15 protein-coding genes are annotated in these 19,281 nt (G+C 70.1%); 7 read left to right on the top strand and 8 right to left on the bottom strand.

The window, feature by feature from the left end:
- The first annotated feature begins 70 nt into the window (after positions 1-70).
- From MY520_RS24825 to MY520_RS24805, 5 genes are all read left to right on the top strand, one after another.
- Positions 71-1,432 carry a protoporphyrinogen/coproporphyrinogen oxidase gene (locus tag MY520_RS24825; RefSeq protein ID WP_436695365.1) on the top strand — a complete coding sequence of 454 codons (1,362 nt, stop codon included), beginning with the start codon at positions 71-73 and terminating at the stop codon, positions 1,430-1,432.
- A 59-nt stretch (positions 1,433-1,491) separates the two neighbouring features.
- Positions 1,492-2,376, top strand: coding sequence for a dihydrodipicolinate synthase family protein (locus MY520_RS24820; protein ID WP_436695364.1), 885 nt, complete (start codon positions 1,492-1,494; stop codon positions 2,374-2,376).
- Positions 2,377-2,479: 103 nt separating this feature from the next.
- Positions 2,480-2,833 carry a cupin domain-containing protein gene (locus tag MY520_RS24815; protein ID WP_436695363.1) on the top strand — a complete coding sequence of 118 codons (354 nt, stop codon included), beginning with the start codon at positions 2,480-2,482 and terminating at the stop codon, positions 2,831-2,833.
- A 161-nt stretch (positions 2,834-2,994) separates the two neighbouring features.
- Positions 2,995-4,431 (top strand): MFS transporter, encoded by a 1,437-nt coding sequence (locus tag MY520_RS24810; RefSeq protein WP_436695362.1) that lies wholly within the window; start codon positions 2,995-2,997, stop codon positions 4,429-4,431.
- 275 nt (positions 4,432-4,706) lie between these two features.
- A complete protein-coding gene (locus tag MY520_RS24805) occupies positions 4,707-5,684 on the top strand; it encodes an Ldh family oxidoreductase (RefSeq protein ID WP_436695361.1) in 978 nt (325 codons plus the stop codon).
- 520 nt (positions 5,685-6,204) lie between these two features.
- On the opposite strand, the gene MY520_RS24800 is transcribed toward MY520_RS24805, so the two are convergent.
- From MY520_RS24800 to MY520_RS24765, 8 genes are all read right to left on the bottom strand, one after another.
- Positions 6,205-7,158 (bottom strand): LysR family transcriptional regulator, encoded by a 954-nt coding sequence (locus tag MY520_RS24800; RefSeq protein WP_436695360.1) that lies wholly within the window; start codon positions 7,156-7,158, stop codon positions 6,205-6,207.
- A 298-nt stretch (positions 7,159-7,456) separates the two neighbouring features.
- Positions 7,457-8,461 (bottom strand): isopenicillin N synthase family dioxygenase, encoded by a 1,005-nt coding sequence (locus MY520_RS24795; RefSeq protein ID WP_436695359.1) that lies wholly within the window; start codon positions 8,459-8,461, stop codon positions 7,457-7,459.
- Positions 8,462-8,635: 174 nt separating this feature from the next.
- Complete coding sequence (locus tag MY520_RS24790; protein ID WP_436695358.1) at positions 8,636-9,916, bottom strand: threonine/serine ThrE exporter family protein; 1,281 nt, start codon at positions 9,914-9,916, stop codon at positions 8,636-8,638.
- A 629-nt stretch (positions 9,917-10,545) separates the two neighbouring features.
- The gene (locus MY520_RS24785) at positions 10,546-11,445 is read right to left on the bottom strand and encodes an LLM class flavin-dependent oxidoreductase (protein WP_436695357.1); all 900 of its coding nucleotides are present in this window, start codon (positions 11,443-11,445) and stop codon (positions 10,546-10,548) included.
- A gap of 46 nt (positions 11,446-11,491) precedes the next feature.
- Positions 11,492-12,760: an NAD(P)/FAD-dependent oxidoreductase gene (locus MY520_RS24780; protein WP_436695356.1), complete on the bottom strand. Its 1,269-nt coding sequence runs from the start codon at positions 12,758-12,760 to the stop codon at positions 11,492-11,494.
- Positions 12,757-13,713, bottom strand: a complete 957-nt coding sequence (locus MY520_RS24775; protein WP_436695355.1) for an ABC transporter substrate-binding protein — start codon at positions 13,711-13,713, stop codon at positions 12,757-12,759. The genes MY520_RS24780 and MY520_RS24775 overlap by 4 nt, the downstream gene beginning before the upstream one ends.
- A gap of 83 nt (positions 13,714-13,796) precedes the next feature.
- Positions 13,797-14,603 carry an amino acid ABC transporter ATP-binding protein gene (locus MY520_RS24770; protein ID WP_436695354.1) on the bottom strand — a complete coding sequence of 269 codons (807 nt, stop codon included), beginning with the start codon at positions 14,601-14,603 and terminating at the stop codon, positions 13,797-13,799.
- Positions 14,603-15,550 (bottom strand): amino acid ABC transporter permease, encoded by a 948-nt coding sequence (locus MY520_RS24765; RefSeq protein ID WP_436695353.1) that lies wholly within the window; start codon positions 15,548-15,550, stop codon positions 14,603-14,605. The genes MY520_RS24770 and MY520_RS24765 overlap by 1 nt, the downstream gene beginning before the upstream one ends.
- A 753-nt stretch (positions 15,551-16,303) precedes the next feature.
- Between MY520_RS24765 and MY520_RS24760 the strand changes: the two genes are divergently transcribed.
- Positions 16,304-18,343 (top strand): FAD-dependent oxidoreductase, encoded by a 2,040-nt coding sequence (locus MY520_RS24760; protein ID WP_436695352.1) that lies wholly within the window; start codon positions 16,304-16,306, stop codon positions 18,341-18,343.
- A gap of 77 nt (positions 18,344-18,420) precedes the next feature.
- Positions 18,421-19,281: aldehyde dehydrogenase family protein (locus tag MY520_RS24755; protein ID WP_436695351.1), on the top strand; the 861-nt coding region annotated here is incomplete at its 3' end.

The following is a 19,281-nucleotide window of genomic DNA, read 5'->3' as shown; positions in this document are numbered from 1 at the left end:
GCGCACGCGGTGTGTCGCGTCGTGCGTGCCGTGTGCGGTCAACGAGTGGTTCTGATCGAGAGGAAGACCCGTGAGAGATGTGGTGATCGTCGGCGGCGGCCTTGCGGGGTTGTCGGCGGCCTGGCGGCTCCGCCACTGGGACATCGAGGTGCTGGAGGCCGACCACCGCGTGGGAGGCCGGATCCAGTCGGAGAAGCGCGGCCCCTACGTCCTGAACTGGGGGGGCCACATGTTCGCCGGTGAGGGCAGCTCCACGACGGAGCTGCTCGCGGAGACCGGGACGCGGTCGATGAACATCCCGGGCTCGCTCAAGGGCATGGCGATGAACGGCAAGTTCCTCTCCACGGGCCCGGTCCAGCTCTACCCCTTCCGCTTCCCGATGCCGTTGTCGTCTCGACTGGAGATCCTGAGGAAGGGCGCCCGGGTCGGGGTCGACGTCCTCCGCTACACCCGCGCGGTCCGCAAGCGGCCCGGGGAGACCGGCGAGGTGCGCCAGCAGCGGGTCTACGACTTCGACAACGAACGCACGTTCGCCGACTACATCGGCCACCTCTCCGACGACGCGGCGAGCTTCTTCCTCCCGCCGGTCACGCGGTCCGCGGCCGATCCCGACCAGCTCTCCGCCGGCGCCGGCATCGGCTACTTCAGCCTGATCTGGAACATCGGTCAGGGGCTCGGCCGCAACATCCTCGGCGGGGCCTCCACCCTCACCGAGGGCATCGCGCAGTCGATGCGGGACCGAATCCAGCTCGGCGCCGAGGTGCACGAGGTCGTCCAGAACAGGGACCACGTCGTCGTCCGGTTCACGAAGGACGGCGCCGCCCAGGAGATCAAAGCGCGGACGGCCGTCCTCGCCACCCCTGCGCCGATCACGCACCGGATGGCCGTGAACCTGCCCGCGGACCTCCGCGAGGCCTTGTCGAAGATCGTCTACGGCCCGCACGTCAGCGGCGCCTTCCTGACCAACGAGACGACGTCGATGCCCTACGACAACACGTACGGCATCGCCGCCGCCAACAAGTCGTTCAGCGTCGCGCTGAACCAGGCGAGCGTCGTCCGCGGCCGGGAGACCACCCGTCAGCCCGGCGGCAGCATCATGGCGTTCTCGCCGGCCAGTCTGGGTCGTCGCCTGTGGGACATCGACGACGACGAGATCGTCAAGACCTACATCACGGACCTCGACGACATCTTCCCCGGGTTCGCCGACATCGTCGCGGAGGCGCGCGTCGAGAAGTTCCCGTTCGGTTCGCCGTACTCCTTCCCGGGCCGCAGCAAGATCCAACCCACCCTGACCCGCCCGTCGGAGCGGGTGTTCCTGGCGGGCGACTACCTCGGGACGCTCTACACCGAGACCGCCATCAGCTCCGGGTTCACCGCTGCGCAGGAGGCGGCCAGCCTCTTGTCCACGCGCCAGCAGCTGATCGTCACCTGAGACCAGCGACCACCTCCCCCATCCTCCACGACCAGACAACGAGCCGAGAGGGACGAGTCATGGCGAGAGAAGTCAGCGGCATCCTCACCGCACTCACGACACCGTTCGACGACAGCGGCAAGATCGACGAGTCCCTGCTCAGGAAGGTGGTCGACCGTTCGCTCGACGCCGGAGTCGACGCCCTCGTCGCCGGCGGCGGGACCGGGGAGTTCGCGACCCTGACCGACGAGGAACGTCTGCGCCTGTTCGAGATCGTCATCGACCACACCGCCGGGCGGGCGCCCGTGGTGTGCCAGACCGGCGGGATGACCGCCTCGAAGGCGATCGACCTCTCCCAGGCCGCCGAGCGGGCGGGCGCCGACGTCCTGATGCTGACCAACCCGTACTACGAGCCGCTGACGCTCGCGGAGGTCAGCCGGTACATCCAGGACGTCGCGTCGGCGGTGGACACCCCGATCATGCTGTACAACAACCCCTTCACGACCGGGGTCAACCTCGACGCCGAGACCCTCGCCGCGTTCGGACGCGACGTGCCGAACGTGGAGTACGTCAAGGACTCCAGCAAGGACTACGAGCAGGCGCTCCGGCTCATCCACCACCACCGCGACGACATCAAGCTGATCATGGGGTGGGACAGCTACAGCTTCAGCGCCCTCCTCGAAGGCGCCACCGGGGTGATGGTCGGCGCAGCGAACCTGGTCCCCGACGAGATCGTCGCCGTGGCCCGCGCGCTGCGCGCCGGGGACGTCGCCGGAGCCCGCGAGCTGTGGCGCCGGGTCTTCCCCGTCATCGACGCGCTGCTCACGGTCCCGTTCAGCCAGGCAGTCAAGGCCGGCCTGCGCCTGCGCGGCTTCCCCGTGGGCGCCCCCCGGGAGCCCCTCCAGGAACTCGAGCCCGAGGGCGTGGCGCAGCTCGAGGCCGCGCTCGCACGACTCGACGGCTAGCCGAGCGCAGTCCGCGCTCGACGACGGGTGCCGGACGACGCAGGCGGTGGCAGCCGCCCACCCCCGATCAGTCGATGCAGACCCTGACGAAGGAGTGACAACGATGACCAGGCCCGACCCGATCGTGATCCGACAGAGCGAGGCAAAGGTCTTCTACGAGGGCCCCGAGCTCTGCCGTGAGTACTTCCGCAACGACGACGTGTGGTTCGGCAGCTCGCTGGTGAACCCCGGTGACACCGGTGCCGTGGACCCGGGTCACGAGGGGGCGTGGGAGGTCTTCTACTGCGTCTCGGGCGAGGGTGTCCTCGACGACGGCGAGAAGGAGTACCAGCTCGCCGCGGGCGACACGATCACCTTCCCCCCTGCCGTGCCGCACCGGATCCACAACCGGAGCTCCGAGCCCGTCCTCATGGTCTGGGCCGGCGGTCCCGGCCCCGGGAACCCGCCCGCCGAGTAGGCCGAGCGGAGTCCTCCGCGCCTCCGGATCACGGCGCCGGCGCGGAGGCAGCACGCACCACCGGTCGACGTGACGTCGGCCGCGTCGAGGCATGCCCGCCGCGCTCGCGGTGCCCGCGGCAGCTGCGCTGCACGGACGTCGTCCATCTCGCACACCGAGGGGTGTCCGGCGCGGACGGCCCCTGCTCCACCGACGACCCCCACACCGCGAAGAGGAACGCATCCCGCACCACCGACCCCGACCGACAGGAGAGACCGATGTCAGATCTGGCGAACACCGCTTCGGGCCGGGGCGGCGGCGCCGCAGCGGTCAACAAACGACGCTTCTTGTTCAGGATGATCACCGTCCTGATCGGCGGCATGTTCCTGGACGGCTACATCCTCGGCATCGTCGGACCGGTGTCGGCGACGATAGCCGAGGACCTGCAGCTCTCGTCGCTCATGGAGGGCCTGGTCGCCGCGGCGGCGCTGGTCGGCATCTTCTTCGGCGCGCCGATCGGTGGCATGGTCACCGACAAGCTGGGCCGCAAGCCGGTGTTCATGTTCGACATCGCGCTCTTCACGGTCGCGTCGGGTCTGCAGTTCTTCATCGAATCACCGACGCTGTTGCTCTTGGTGCGACTCCTGATGGGCATCGCGATCGGCATCGAGTACGGGGTCGGCTGGCCCATGCTGGCCGAGTTCTCGCCCACCCATCTGCGGGGGCGACTCCTCGGTGGGATGACGATCGCCTGGTACGCCGGCTTCATGATCGCGTTCCTGATCGGCTACCTGCTGATCGAGAACACCGACCTCGGCTGGCAGTTCATCCTGGGCACGAGCACGTTCCTCGCGGCGGCCCTGTTCCTCGGCCGGCTCGGACTGCCGGAATCGCCCCGCTGGCTGTGGAGCGTGGGCCGCAGGGACGAGGCCCGCGCCCTCGCCGAGAAGTACATGCCGGACGACACCCTGGACGACCTCACGCACGAGGACGTCCAGAAGGGCACCGTCGGGATGCTGTTCTCGAAGCAGCACTGGCGGGCCACGGCCTTCACCTCGGGATTCTGGTTCTGCGCCGTCGCCCCGTACTTCGCGATCGCCACCTTCGCCGACAGCGTGGTGCAGCAGTACGGGCTGTCCGGTGGGCTCGCGGGTGGGGTCGGGCTCTCCGCGCTCGCCGTTGCCGGAGTCGTGGTCACGGTCCTGCTGATCGACAAACTCGGCCGCCGCGTGCTGACCATTCCGCCGCAATGGGCGTGCGCCGTCGTCCTGGCCGTCATCGGCCTGTGGACGGGTGCGCCGGCGGCGATCGTGCTGACCCTGTTCCTCGTCTTCTCGTTCCTCAACGCGGGGTACACCACGTTGACGGGCGTCTATCCGGGTGAGGTCTTCCCGACCGAGATCCGCGGCGTCGGCACCGGCTTCGCGGCTGCGGTCAGCCGGATCGGGGCCGCCCTGGGCACGTTCCTGCTGCCGGTGTCGATGGAGTCGCTCGGGACCGGGCCGACCATGCTGATCGCTGCCGCCGTCGCAGCCGCCGGCGCGGGCTTGTCGCAGTGGCTCGCTCCGGAGACGAAGGGCATGTCTCTCACCGAGGCGGCTGCCGTGTACTCGCACTGACCGGCCGTCGGCCGCCGCACACGAGAAGTACGCACGCCGGGACGGGTGGCCGCACGGACTACGAGTGCATGCGGCCACCCGACCCGGTCCCGGCAGATGATGATCGCCTTCCGTGGCGGATCCCGACGCATCTGAACGCCTCCACCGCACGGACCCCCACCCTCACGACGTGCCGGACCGCTCGAGACCGCCGGCGGATCAGGACGAGAAGTGACCGAGCAACTGCGGCGCACACGGCTGCGCCGGACAGATCGCGTTCCAGGAAGGCGGTACAGGTGATCCAGGTCGGCTGGGATCGGCTCGCATCCCTCTGCTCGACAGCCATCACCCACGCCGGCGGCGACGAGCACACAGCTTCGGCGCTGACGGACGCGGTACTGGCTGCCGAACGCCGCGGCAACACAGCCGTGGGCGTGGCGCACCTGCTCGACTATCTCGACGCACTCGAGTGCGGTCGGCTCAACGGCACTCCCCGACCCGTCGTGCACAACGACCGCCGGTCGGTCATCACGGTGTCGGCGGACGACGGGATCGCCCAGCTGGCCTTCCGCACCGCGCGTCCGGTGTTGCTGGATGCGGTTCGGGACAGCGGGGTCGCCGTGCTCAGCATCAGCGATGCCTTCCCCGTCGGCGAACTCGGGTACTACACGTCAGACCTCGCGGCCGAAGGGCTCGTGGCGTTCGCGGGGGCCAACTCCACACCACTGATGTCCCTTTACGGCGCCCCAGATGCCGTCACCGGGACGAACCCGTTCTCGTTCGCCCTCCCGGGCCGGCCGCCGCGCCTCATCGACCAGGCGTCGAGCACCGTCGCGTGGGTGCGGATCCGGGATGCAGCCGCGGCGGGCGAGCCGATCCCGGCCGGGTGGGCGCTGGATGCCCACGGCAACCCCACGACCGACGCGAAGGCCGCGTTGCTCGGGCCCCTGCTGCCGTTCGGCGGTGTGAAGGGCAGCAACATCGCCCTCGTCATCGAGCTGCTGTCCGTCCTGTCCGGGGCGTCGTTCTCCATGGACGCGCCGGACTTCGCGTCCGGGGAGCAGCCGCCACGCGTCGGCCTGTTCCTCATCGCGCTGGACCCGGCGGCATTCGCTGCCGACTACCTCCACCGCGTCGAGGACCACCTCGAGCGGCTTCGCGTCCGGTACGGCATCGACTTCGGCAGGTACTACTCCCCGGTCGAACGAGTGGTCCTTCCCGACCACCTCCACGCCCGCCTGGAGAAGGCCGGCCAGCGGCCGCCCGAGAAGTGAGAGCCCGCCGTTCGAGTTGAGCGATGAGGCGACAGTGGTCCGCCTCATCGCTGCGCCGGACCGGCCCGTCCGCGCCCAGGTGCCGGTGTGGCTGTCATCGTGGAGCACGGGGAACGAGCTCATCCGTCGTTCGGGATCCGCGTGTGGTGCGAGCAGCCGCCGGGACTCCCGTGGTGGATCTCGAGGCATCGTCCAGGGCCCGGAGTGCGGCGACCGGCCCGCACGACAGGCCGTGGTCGCCAGCGAACTCGGCCCGCGACTGAACGCGGTGTCGGCCGGCGGACAGATCACCGCCGAGAGCGCGAGAGCTGCCAGCACTCCCCCGACCGACCGGGAGCCCGGGTGCGGGGTGGGCACCGAGGCGACGGCCACCTCGCGAGAGACGTCCCGAGGTCGCCGTTGGAGGTCTTGCCCTACCGTCGGATGCTTCCCGGCATGCTCGGCCCGCGCCGGACGTGACCGCCACCGTCCATGTACGCCGACCCGACGCGACCGAGGACCGCCGCCCGCCACCACACGGTCACTCGGCTCTCGCCGACGGTGTCCCACGGGGGACGCCACCCGAGAACAGGCTCGAGGAGGCGACCTGGATCAGGTCGAGCGTCTGCGCGACGAGGGGGTGCCCGGCACCCCCCTTACGAGTGGTCGCGAGGATCCGCCGGGCAGGCACGGGTTCGCCGGAGAGGCGGATACGCGTGACGGGCCATTCCGTGTTGATGAGCCCGAGACGCGGTATCAGCATCACCCCCAGCCGGTGAGCCACGAGCGCCGCGCCGGTTTCCCACTCATCCGCCTGGTGGGCGATGTCCGGGGCGAACCCGGCGGCCACACACGCGGTGACCGTGAGCTGGTGGTACGCCCCACCCGGGGTGCCGATGATCCACGGCTCCCGAGCCGCGTCCGCCAGCGTGACCGTCGGGCGCGCGGCCAGCGGGTGCTCCGCGTGCACCACCAGGTCCAGCGGGTCGTCCAGCAGCGACTGCTGGTCGAAGCGACCATCGCTCAGCGACGGCGAGTCAGCGGTCACCATCACCAACGCCAGATCGGCTTCCTCCGCCTCGAGCAGCTCGAAGCAGCGGGCCGGCTCGGCCTCCACCACGCGGACACGCAGCCGCGGGTGGCGATCGTGCAACGTTGCCGCCGCCAACGGCAACAGATGCGTCGCAGCCGTCGAGAAGCCGCACAGCGTGAAGAGGCCCGAAGACTCTTCACTCGTGGCCGCGAGTTCACTTCGCGCCTGCTCCCACTGCGCCTGCATCACGGCGGTGTGCCGCAGCACCGTACGCGCCGCCGCCGTCAGCTTGATGCCCCGGCCCGCGGGTTCGACGAGCTTCACACCGAGCTGCTCGGCCAGCTGGCGCAGCTGGTAGGAGACCGCCGAGGGCGTGTACTTCATGGCGGTCGCCGCAGCCGTGACGCTCCCGCGGCGATCGACCATCTGCAGCACCCGGAGCTTGCCATCGATCATCGACATGCTCAGAGGGCGCCGACGCAGTCGTCGGACCGGTCGGGGCCGCAGCCCGGGCCGTCCCTCCGCTCGCCATCACGGTCGTCGATCCCGGACGACTGCAGATGTGTCGACCTGCTGACCGCGCCGCTTGCCATGCAGAAACCGTAGGGAGGGACGGACCCGGGCCGCCTCCACGACGGAGAGGAGAGAATGCCCGCCTCGTTCGACAAGTCTCGAAAGCCCGGCGAGGGACCGCGCAGCATGCGCGCGGAGGCAGCCCGCGGGGCTGCCTCCGCACACCGCTGATCGATCGGGTCGTACGTCAGGACGCGGAAGCGGCCCCCGTGCCGGCGCCCTTCAGGTGTGGGTAGACGTCTACGAAGCGTCGGTACTTGTACTCGCCGCACGTGAAGGGCGTGAAGGCGGCCAGGTCCTCCGCGGTCGCGCAGGTGGGCAGCGGCTCCGGGACCGCATCGAAGTCCAGGTCGATGAAGAACGGGATCGAGTACCGGGCGACCCCGCTGGTGTTGATGACCCGGTGCACGGTCGACGAGTAGCGACCACACGTCATGGCCTGAACCAGGTCACCGATGTTGATGATGAAGGTGCCCTCGACCGGCGGCGCGCTCACCCACTCGCCGTCCTTGTTGCGGACCTGGAGACCGCCGACGCTGTCCTGGGAGAGGATCGTCAGGAATCCGTAGTCCGTGTGCGCGCCGATACCGATCTCGTCCTGGGAGACGTTCCCCTGCTGCGACGGGTAGTGAAGAAGGCGCTGGATCGTGATCGGGTTCTGCTGCAGGCGCTCGAAGTAGTCCGCCGGGAGATCGAGGCTGAGGGCGAAGGAACTGACCAGTTTGCGGGCCAGCGCCATCATCGCGCTGTGGTACTCCTCGCAGATCTCCTTGAACTCAGGGAGCTCCGCGGGCATCAGGTTCGGTCCGAAGAACGGGGACACGTCCTCCTGGTCGACGCCGAAGTCAAAGACCTCCTTGAGGTCGCGACTGTTCTTCGGGTCGGCGTTCTCGCCGTATGGCGGGATGTAGCCGCGCAGCGTGACGCCGGAATTGGCGACGTGCAGCCGCTGCTTGACCTCGAGGGGCAGGGCGAAAAACTTCTGAGTCGCCGCGTACATGCGCTCGACGAGGTCCTTCGGGACACCGTGGTTCTCGACGTAGAAGAAGCCGACCTGCTCGCAGGCCTCACCGATCTTCCGGGCGACGCCGTCCGGGTCGCTCCCGTCGACCAGTGGGCCGATGTCGATGAGCGGGATCTCGCTGAACGCCGTCTGCCGGCTGGCAAGACGCGTGTCGAGCGCATGGGTCACGTGAACTCTCCTTTGTGGTGTGGGGACGTTCGGATCACCAGTGAAGCGAGGAACGGTTCCGGCGGTGCCGTCACCGCAATTCTCGCGCCGATCACCACAAAAGAAAAGCAAACGATGTTGCAGCCGAACGTGAAAGGCATTCTCACGGTCGTACGGGGAACACGCGTCCGTAGGTCAGTCTTCGCTCGTCGCGCGGCGGCGCACCCGCCGGTCGAACCGGTCGCGCCGACCGCCCAGCGGCCGACCGAGGCTCTTCCCCAACGACACGCCGGCAGCCAGGCCGAGCCCGATGGCCGCGGCCCCCACGAGGGCGTCCAGGCCGCCCGTCAGGTCGGACTCGACGACGATGCCGAACAGTCCCCGGTAGATCGCCAGCCCGGGCAGTAGCGGCAGGATCCCGCAGACCGCCACGAGCAGTGGGGGGATGGGCAGCCGTCCGGTCAGTGCCTCCCCGCAGAACCCGACGACGACGGCCGCCGTCGCGCTCGCCACCGCCGTTCCCGCGCCGAGCGCCCCGGCGACCGAGAACGTCGTCCACGCCAGCGCGCCGGCGACGGTGGCGACGCCGACGGCGCGCGTGCGGGCGAAGGAAGCCAGCGCCCAGGACCCCGCCATCGCGGCCGCCGCGGCCAGTCCGACGGCGAACGGCACGCTGGACGTCTCTGGGTCCACCACCGTCAACAGCAGTCGTGCCCGCTGGGCCAGGTCCAGCACGCCGGCGATGCCGACGACGATGCCGGCCGTCAGCGTCATCATCTCGAAGGCCCGACCGGCGGCAGTGACCGGGAAGCCGCTGATCGCGTCCTCCGTCGCGCTGACGAGCGCCAGCCCGGCCAGGAGCACCACGATCCCCGCGGCGACCACCAGCGAGCTGCGGACGTCGACGTCCCAGACGACGAGCAGGACGGCCACTCCCGTCGCCACCGCGGCACCGGCCGCCTGCTGGAAGAACGCCGGGACCCCACGTCGGCCGAGGACCCGCATGATCTGCTCGATCGCGGCCGTGGTCAGCGCCGCGACCAGGGCCACCAGCCACCCACCGCCGAGCTGGAAGCCGACGGCGCCCGCCACACCGGCCCAGCCCAGCGCGTGGATGCGGCGACGGTACGGGTGGGGGGCGGACACGACCTCATCCAGCCTGCGGTGTCCCTCCTCGATGTCCAGTCGGTCGGCCACGATCTCCCGCGCCAGGTCGGTGACCCCCTGGAGCCGGTTGTAGTCCATCCCCCGCATGTTCACGATGCGCATGGCGGTGAGCGGCACGGCATCGTCCCGGTCGAAGCTGACCGTCAGTGAGGTGAACGTCGCGTCGACCTGACAGCTGGTCAAGCCGTAGGCCGCTGCCACCCGCAGCACCGTGGCGGTCACGTCGGCCGCGGAGGCCCCCACGGCCAGCAACGACTCCCCGATGCGAAGGGCCAGGCCCAGGGCGGCGTAGGCCGTGACATCGTCCACCCGGCCCGGCTGGGCGCGCAGGCCGAATGGTGCCGTAGGAGGACCGGAGCCCCGGAGGGCTCGCCATGCCCGGTCCGGCAGACGGGCGTGGCGACGCGTGGGGAACCGGGAAGGAGGCACACATCGAGATTACGTAGAAATGACGAATCCACCGTCCCACGGACATTCAACTCACGTCGCGTAGGGACAGGGGCCGGTCGGCTTCGACAGTTGTCGTCACGCGTCGCTCCAAGTACACATGGACGTGAGTTACGACGGCATCGGGGTCCGCGCCCGTACCCCCGGATGCAGTTGCGACGCCGCGGGCTGAGCACCACGAACTTCTTCGAGGCCGGCGCGTTCCTCCGCGGCCGCGACGACGTCGACTCCCCCAACCTGCAGAACGAGTTCCTGCCCCTGACCCGCCGACTGCGCAACGGCCGCCTGGTGCCGGTGCCCGGCGTCCAGTTCTGGGTCGACCTGTCCGGACCGGCCAGCCGCGGCTCGGTCCGGCTCGCATCCGCCGATCCCGACGACGCACCGCTGACAGTCTTCAGTGGCCGAGGAGACCGCGGACTGGGCACGGCTGCACGGCTGGAGGACACGAGCAGGCCTCCCACGACGACCCGGGGAGGCCCGTTCGGCGATGTTCAGCTGCCGAGGCGCTTGAGCTCGGGAAGCGCGCTCGCGATCTCCTCGAGGAGTGACTCGTCGCCGCGGAAGGGCTGGTCAGGACGGGGCCAGGTGAGGGCGACGTCGGTGAAGCCCAGATCCGCGGCGCGGCCGAGGTGGTCGCGCAGGTGCTCCACCGTGGTGGTGGTGGCCGTGCGAGATCCCATGTAGAGCATCCTGACGAACCCGGGCGGGCGCTGCGGGGCCTCGGCGAGGACGTCGTCCATCCGTCGTGCGGTGGCGCCGACCTCGGCCCACCACTCCGGGTCGGGCAGGGAGGTGTCAGCCGTCCCCAGGGTCACCCACCCGTCCCCGGGACCTCCCGGCGCGGACGCGGCGAAGCGCATTCCCCGGGGGCCGTCGGCCGCCACGAGGAACGGGGGCCGCGGGTCCTGCGCCGGGCCCGGGATCATCCGGGCGCCGACCGCGGTGTACCAGTCGCCGGACCAGTCCGTCACCGGCGAGGTCAGCAGCCGGTCGAGGAGGCCGCGGAACTCCACGAACCGGTCGAGGCGTTGCCGCGGGGACATGGCCACACCGCCGAGGACGGAGGCGTCGTACCCGGGGGCGCCCGCGCCCATGGCGACGGTCAGCCGACCTCCCGACATGACGTCGAGGGTCATCAGGTCCTTCGCGAGCGGTACGGGATGACGGAAGTTGGGCGTGGTGACCAGGGTGCCCAGCCGGATCCGGCTGGTGGCAAGGGCAGCGCCGGTGAGGGTCGGGACCGTCGCGTGCCAGGGACCGTCGGCCAGGCTGCGCCAAGCCAGGTGGTCGTAGATCCACGCGTGGTCGAAGCCGTAGGACTCCGCGCGCTGCCAGCGCTCCCGGTCGGCGGCCCAGTTCCGCTCGGGCAGGATGACGATCCCGATCCGCACCAGGGTCACCCGGGGCCGACGGGGCGGACGGCAGCGTCCGGCTCGGTCACCGGATGGTCAGCTCCCGGTAGGGCGTGCCCGACAGGACGCGCCCGAGACCCATCCGGCCCAGGTCGAGGGTCTGGAACGAACCGTGCAGGATCAGCTCGGCCAGCGCGCGGCCGACCGCCGGCGCGTGCATGAGCCCGTGCCCCGAGAAGCCGGTCGCGACGTAGTAGTTGTCGAGCTCGTCCCACCGGTCGAGGATCATGTTGCCGTCGAGCCGGTTCTGGTCGTAGTGCCCCGACCAGGTGGAGACCAGCTTCAGCTGGTCGGCCGCCGGCACCCGCTCGACGAGTGCCGGCCAGACGACGTCCTCGAACCACGACTTGTCGATGCTGAGGTCCCAGCCGCCCGGCGTCGAGAAGTCCACCAGCGCCGCGGTGAGGCCGGCCCCCTCGGGCCGGACGGCCAGCCCCCGCGGGTCCTTGATGAACGGATAGCCGGCGAAGGACGTGGTCGTCTCCACGTAGTGGTCGAAGCGCCGCATCGGCTCGACCGGGAGCTCCAGTCCGAGCTTCGCCGACAGCCCGGGACCCCACACCCCGGCGACGTTCACGACGGAGTCGGCGTGGACGGTCGACCCGGACTCGAGCCGGACGCCGGTGAGCCGCCGCCCCGTCCGGTCGAAGTCGACCGCCCGGTCCCGGAGGAACACGGCTCCCAGACGCCGGCTGCGCCGTTCCATGCCGCGGAGGAAGGCGGTCGGATCCAGCCACCCGTCGCGCGGCGACAGCACCGCAGGGCCGAGGTCCTGGGTGGCGATCAGCGGATAGCGCTCCCCGACCTCGTCCGGCTCCAGCCAGACGGCCTCCACCCCCAGGGAGACCTGCTGCTCGAAGTCGGCCCGGAGCCGGGAGGACAGGTCGTTGTCGGTGATGAAGAGGTAGCCGTTGGGCCGCCAGCCCAGATCCGGGACCTCGTCGGGTTCGGCCGTCCCCGACGGCGGCGCCCAGTCGGCCCAGCCGTCGATGACCTCGTGGGTGTACCGGGACATCAGCACGTTCTCGGGACGGGAGAACAGCTGCCGTACCCCACCGCTCGCGAAGGAGGACGCCGCTCCGGAGTAGCCGGGATCGGGTTCGATGACGGCGACGGACAGGCCGGGCGCCTGGGTCAGCAGGTGCCAGGCCGTGGCACTGCCCATCACTCCCCCGCCGATCACGACGACGTCGTACCGCTGCCCCGCGGCCTCCACCGGGCTGGTCGGCTCCGAGTGCGCGTTGATGGTCCCGCTCCCCTCTCGTGGTGGGTCTTCGCTGCTGGGCCCGCTCACGGAGCCTGCGTCGGCTCGGTGAGCAGTTGCACCTCGTCCGGCGAGGCGTACGCGATGCCCTCCACTCCCCACTTCTCCAGGATCTCGGCGTACGTACCGTTGGCGACGATCTCCTTCATCGCAGCTGCCACGGCCGGGCCGAGCGCACTGCCGTCGGGGATCACGATCGCCTGCTCGACCGGCTCGTACACGAACTCCTGCAGCTCGAGCGGGAGGCTCTGGCTGTCGATGGAGTACGCGAGGGCGTCCTCGGTGGTCGCCGTGACCTCGATCCGCCCGTTGCTGACCGCGAGGTTCCGCGCACCGTCGTCGGGATAGGTCTGCAGCTGGATCGCCTCGAGGCCCGCCGCGGCGCACTCCTCGTTCGCGCCGTTGATCTGGTCGATGAAGTAGGAGCCGGCCTGGACCCCGACCGAGTGGCCGCACAGGTCCGTGGCCTGGCCGATCGTGATGCCGCTGCCCTCCTTGACGGCGAAGGCGGTGCCGATGCGGAACTCCGTCACGAAGTCCACCTGCTGGAGACGGTCCTGGGTGACACCGAAGTCGGCACTCGACATGTCGTACCGGCCGCTGACCACTCCCGGGATGAGGGAGTCGAAGCTGCCGACGGGCACGTTGTCGAGCTCGACACCCATCACCTCGCTCAGCGCCAGGGCGATGTCGGGCTGGATGCCCACGAGGGTGTCCCCCTCCAGGAACTCCTGAGGCGGGAACGTGTTGTAGATGCCGTTCGTGATGGGCTGGTCCTTGAACTCTTCCGGCACCAGCGCCACGACGGAGTCGACCGGCTCCAGGTCCCACGTCGTGGTGACCATCGACCCCTCGGACGCCGCCTCGCCGCCGCCCTCACCACTGGCGGCGGGGTCGCCGCATCCGGCGAGCCCGAGTGAGCCGACGACGGTGGCGACCGCCAGGGGGGCGACCGACCGCCGGACCGCCTTGGATCGAGACATGCGTGTACCTCCTGTAGTGGTCCGCGCTCGTGTGGCGGACAGGTCGATGGGCCGGGACTGCTGGACCGGGCGGGGAGACCGGCTCAGAGAACTCGGGACAGGAAGTCCTTCGTCCGGGGCATCTGGGGGTTGAGCAGCACGTCCCGGGGGTGACCGCGTTCGACGACGACGCCGCCGTCCATGAAGAGCAACGAGTCGGCGACTTCGCGGGCGAAACCCATCTCGTGGGTCACGACGACCATGGTCAGGCCGTCGCGAGCCAGGGCCTTCATCACCTCGAGGACCTCACCGACGAGCTCCGGGTCGAGGGCGGACGTGGGCTCGTCGAAGAGCATGAGCCGGGGCTTCATCGCGAGCGCACGGGCGATGGCGACCCGCTGCTGCTGGCCCCCGGACAGCTGGCGCGGGTAGTTGTTCGCCTTGGCAGTCAGCCCGACGCGTTCCAGCAGCTGCATCGCGGTGGCCTTCGCTTCCGCCGCCGGCTGCTTGAGCACTCCGACCGGCGCCTCGATGACGTTCTGCAGCACCGTCATGTGCGGGAACAGGTTGAACGACTGGAACACCATGCCGATGCGCGCTCGCTGCGCCGCGAGCTGCTTCTCGGGGATGGTCACGTACCGGTGGCCGCGCTGCCGGTAGCCGACGAGCTCGCCGTCGAGCTCGACCCGCCCCCCGTCGATCTCCTCCAGGTGGTTGAGGCTGCGCAGCAAGGTGCTCTTCCCCGAGCCGGAGGGGCCGATGATGCACATGACCTCGCCGCGGAGAACGGTGAGATCCACACCCTTGAGCACCTCCACGAGGCCGAAGCGCTTGCGGATGCCGGTGGCCCGGAGCACGACCTCGCGCTCGGCGAGTGGGGTGTCGGCTGACGTGGGAACTGCGGCGGCCATCATGCGCTCCCGGCCGTCGAGGTCTGGACGCGTCCGCGGACGTCGGCGACGGCGCGCTGGAGTTTCTGCCACGGGGTGAGCGGGAGCTCCCGGCGTCCGCCGCGGGCGTAGCGCCGCTCGATGTAGTACTGGATGACGCTGAGGACACTGGTCACGATGAGGTACCAGATGCTGGCGACGATCAGCAGCGGGATGGTCTGGAAGGTCTGGTTGTAGATCTGCTGGGTCGTGTAGAGCAGCTCGGCCGTCGACGTGACGCTCACCAGGGCGGTCGACTTCAGCATGCCGATCACCTGGTTGCCCGTGGGCGGCACGATCACCCGCATCGCCTGCGGCAGGACGATCCGCCGCATCACGCGGGAGCTGCGCATGCCCAGGGCCACGGCCGCTTCGTGTTGCCCCTGGTCGACCGAGACGATGCCGCCCCGGACGATCTCGGACATGTACGCGCCCTCGTTGAGGGCCAGTCCCAGCAACGCGGCGACGAACGGCGTGATCACGACGTTGGCGTCACCGGACCACAACGTCGGCCCGATCAGCGGGATGCCCAGGTCGATGGTCGGGAAGAGAGCCGCAAGGTTGTACCAGAAGATGATCTGGACCAGCAGCGGCGTCCCCCGGAAGAACCAGGTGTACGCCCACGCGACCGAGGACAGGATCCGGATCGGCGACAGCCGCATGACCGCGGTCAGTATCCCCAGCAGAATGCCGAAGAACATCGCCAGGACGGTCAACTCGAGAGTGACGAGAAGACCGCGGAGGACCCGCGTACTGAAGAAGTAGTCGGCCACCACGTCCCACTGGAGATTGGGGTTGGTGACGAGCGTCTTGACGAGGCCGGCCAGGCACAGACCGACGAAGACGACGAGGACCCACCAGCCCGGGTGCTGGCGGTGGGCGACGCGGACGTCGTCCTTTGCCTCCGCCGGCTGCGACGGACTGCTCACAATGGTGCTCATTGCGCGGTCGCCAGCTGCAGAATTCTCAGCATCGATCTCTCCCATCGCCGGACCGATTCGGCGCAGATGCACCGAAATGAGCCCCCGAGCCCGCGTCCACATGCATCTCAGATGTGAACTGGATCATGTTCGGCGAAGCGTACGCAGCCGCGATGTGCGCGCAGCACCATTGCGTGTAGGACAGTTCTGCCCATTGCTTCGACAGCCGTCGAAAGGCGATACGAGCGCAACGCCCGACGTGGTGCGCTCACCGGGAGCCGGCGCCGCCGAGGTCGGGGACCACCGGACGGCGAAGGGCGCGACGTCCCGAGGCGACCGGCGTCGCTCGACCACCGGGCCCGGAGAGGGCCTTCCTACCTACCTTCGCCACCTCGGCGATCGGCCGACCGACCGGACGGGACAGGACCGCGACCTCACGGCCGGAGGGCGCGGGAAGGGCGTGCCGCCCCGCGTGACCGGAACAGGCGTCCGCCCGCTCGTACCTGCGTCGGTCACTTCTGGGGCCCATGTGACCCGGGGTCCACGAGCCCCGGGCCGCGATCGACAAGTGTCGAACCTGACGGGTGTCCCGTCATACGGGTGGAGGTAGGCGGCGGTGGTGGAGCCATGGAAACGTCCCGCTCCCGGGCGGGCGCTGCCTCACTACCGACTGCTGGACCAAGCCGCTCGAGTGGAGATCCCGACCACAGGTCGGGCCGTCCTGGCCCTCGATGCCTCGCCGAACCGACGTGAAGGTGCGACATGGTGACCGATCCCCTGCTGGAGCCCTTCCAGCTCAAGCACCTGCGGCTGCGCAACCGCGTCGTCAGCACCAGCCACGAGCCGGCGTACGCGGAGGACGGCCTGCCGAAGACGCGGTACCAGCTCTACCACGAGGAGAAGGCCAAGGGCGGCATCGCGCTGACCATGATCGGCGGATCGGCCAACGTCGCGATCGACTCGCCGTCCACGTTCGGCCAGATCTACCTCGGCGACGACGCCGTCATCCCGCACTTGCAGGCGCTCGCCGACCGCGTGCACGGTCATGGTGCCGCGGTCATGAGCCAGATCACCCACATGGGGCGGCGTGCCGGGTGGGACCAGGCCGACTGGCTGCCCACGGTCTCGTCGTCGCCCCTGCGCGAGCCCGCACACCGCAGCTTCCCCAAGGCGGTCGAGGACTTCGACATCCGACGGATCGTCAGCGGCTTCGGCGAGGCGGCACGCCGGTGCAAGGACGGTGGCCTGGACGGCGTGGAGATCAGCGCCTACGCCGGTCACCTCATCGACCAGTTCCTGTCGCCACGGATGAACCAGCGCACCGACCGCTACGGCGGCAGTTTCGACAACCGGCTCCGGTTCGCCTTCGAGGTGCTCGAGCGCGTCCGCGGCGCGGTGGGCGACGACTTCATCGTCGGCGTGCGGATGAGCGCTGCCGAGAACGCGGCCGGTGGCCTCACGCACGACGACGCCATCGCGTTCGGTCAACGCCTGGCGGCCTCCGGCCTCGTCGACTTCATCTCCCTCGCCGTCGGCGCCGCGTCGACCGATGCGGAGCTCGCCCGGCAGGTCCAGCCGCTCGGCACTCCGCTCGGCGGCTACCTGCCCATGGTCGGCGCGTTCAAGGAGAAGGTGGATCTCCCGCTGATGCACGCCGGTCGGATCACCGACCTGCCCACCGCCCGTCATGCGCTGCGCGAGGGGTACGTCGACCTCGTCGGCATGGTGCGCGCGCACATGGCCGATCCGCACATCGTGCGCAAGCTCGAGGCCGGCGATGAGGACCGCATCCGTCCCTGCGTCGGTGCGTCGTACTGCCTCAACCGGATCTACGTCGGCCTGGACGCACTCTGCCTGCACAACCCCGCCACCGGCCGGGAGGAGCTCATCCCCCACATCGCGCCGGCCGCACCCCGGCGCAAACGGGTCGTGGTCGTCGGCGGCGGCCCCGGAGGCCTGGAGGCAGCCCGGGTCAGTGCCGAGGCGGGCCACTCCGTGACGCTGCTCGAGGCCGCGAGCGAGGTCGGCGGCCAGATCAGACTGGCCGCCCGGGCCTCTGAGCGGCAGATGGAGCTGCTGAGCATCGTGCAGTGGCTGGAGGCCGAGGTCCGCAAGCTGGGGGTGACCGTCCGGGTCAACACCTACGCCGAGGCGGCCGACGTCCTCTCGCTCGACCCGGACGTCGTCTTCGTCGCCACGGGTGGCGTGCCCGCGATCCCGGCACCCCTGCGCGAGGACCTCGTCGTCTCCACCTGGGACGTCCTGTCCGGCGACGTGCGTCCCGGGCGGCGCGCGCTCGTGTTCGACGACCACGGCACCGACCACGCGCTCGGCGTCACCGAGCGCCTCGCCGCCACCGGGGCGGAGGTGGAGCTCGTCACCCCGGATCGGCTGGTGGGCCAGGAGGTGATCGGCACCCTGTACCCGGCGTACCTGGAGGCCTTCTACCGTGCCGGTGTCCGCCTCACTCCCGACCACCGACTCCAGGACGTCCGCCGTGGCCCCGACGGGCTGGTCGCGGTGCTCCGGAACGAGTACACCGGGGACACGGTCGAGCGGGTCGTCGACCAGGTCGTCGTCGAGCACGGGACCGTGCCCAACGACGAGGTGTACCTCGAGCTCCGGGACGGTTCGTCCAACGGCGGCGAGATCGACCTCGACGCCTTCGTCCACGCCGCACCGCAACCCGAGACGTCCGACCCCGCCGGGCGCTACCAGCTGTTCCGGCTCGGCGATGCCGTCGCCAGCCGCAACATCCACGCTGCTGTCCTCGATGCCCGCCGGCTCGCACTCTCCATCTGACCGACACCGGCGGCAGCTCGCCGCCCTGCGCTTCTTCCTGCTCTCCCTCGTCACCACCTCCTGAGAGGGGTCCTGTCATGGACGCCGTCACCCGTGTTCCCGCGCCGCTCAACGAACCGGTGCTCACCTACGCCCCCGGTTCGCCGGAGCGCGCCGCCCTGCAGGCGCGGTTGCCGCAGCTGGCCGGTGAGCAGATCGAGCTGACCGCCACGATCGACGGCGTGCAGCGGATGGCCGCCGGGGAGAAGTTCGAGGTGGTCCAGCCGCACCGGCACACCGCCGTGCTGGGCACGTCGGCGCACGCGACGCACGCCGACGCCGAGCAGGCCGTGCGCGCCGCGAAGCAGGCGGCGCCGGCGTGGGCCGAGCTGTCCTTCGACGACCGCGCGGCGGTGTTCCTGCGCGCCGCGGACCTGCTGGCCGGGCCGTGGCGGCAGACGCTGAACGCCGCGACCATGCTCGGGCAGAGCAAGACCGCGTTCCAGGCCGAGATCGACGCCGCCTGCGAGCTGATCGACTTCTGGCGGTTCAACGTGTCCTTCGCCCGGCAGATCCTGGCCGAGCAGCCCGAGTCCTCACCCGGGGTGTGGAACCGGACCGACCACCGCCCGCTGGAGGGGTTCGTCTACGCGGTCACCCCGTTCAACTTCACCGCGATCGCCGGCAACCTGCCCACCGCGCCGGCGCTGATGGGCAACACCGTGGTGTGGAAGCCCTCGCCGACCCAGCAGTTCGCCGCGCACCACCTGATGCGGCTGCTGGAGGCCGCCGGCCTGCCCCCGGGCGTGATCAACATGGTCACCGGCGACGGGATCCCCGTCTCGGAGGTGGCGCTGGCCGACCCGGACCTGGCCGGCATCCACTTCACCGGCTCGACCGCGGTGTTCCAGCAGCTGTGGCGCACCGTGGGGGCCAACATCGCCTCCTACCGGGGCTAT

The sequence above is a fragment of the Geodermatophilus sp. CPCC 205506 genome (assembly GCF_051383635.1).
Taxonomy (GTDB): Bacteria; Actinomycetota; Actinomycetes; order Mycobacteriales; family Geodermatophilaceae; genus Geodermatophilus.
This window is presented reverse-complemented; position numbering and strand designations above follow the sequence as displayed.

Excerpts from the sequence above, each read along its gene's own strand:
- MY520_RS24815 (WP_436695363.1), top strand. The coding sequence starts at position 2,480 with ATGACCAGGCCCGACCCGATCGTGATCCGACAGAGCGAGGCAAAGGTC.
- MY520_RS24800 (WP_436695360.1), bottom strand. The coding sequence starts at position 7,158 with ATGTCGATGATCGATGGCAAGCTCCGGGTGCTGCAGATGGTCGATCGC.
- MY520_RS24820 (WP_436695364.1), top strand. The coding sequence starts at position 1,492 with ATGGCGAGAGAAGTCAGCGGCATCCTCACCGCACTCACGACACCGTTC.
- MY520_RS24775 (WP_436695355.1), bottom strand. The coding sequence starts at position 13,713 with ATGTCTCGATCCAAGGCGGTCCGGCGGTCGGTCGCCCCCCTGGCGGTC.
- MY520_RS24770 (WP_436695354.1), bottom strand. The coding sequence starts at position 14,603 with ATGGCCGCCGCAGTTCCCACGTCAGCCGACACCCCACTCGCCGAGCGC.
- MY520_RS24760 (WP_436695352.1), top strand. The coding sequence starts at position 16,304 with ATGGTGACCGATCCCCTGCTGGAGCCCTTCCAGCTCAAGCACCTGCGG.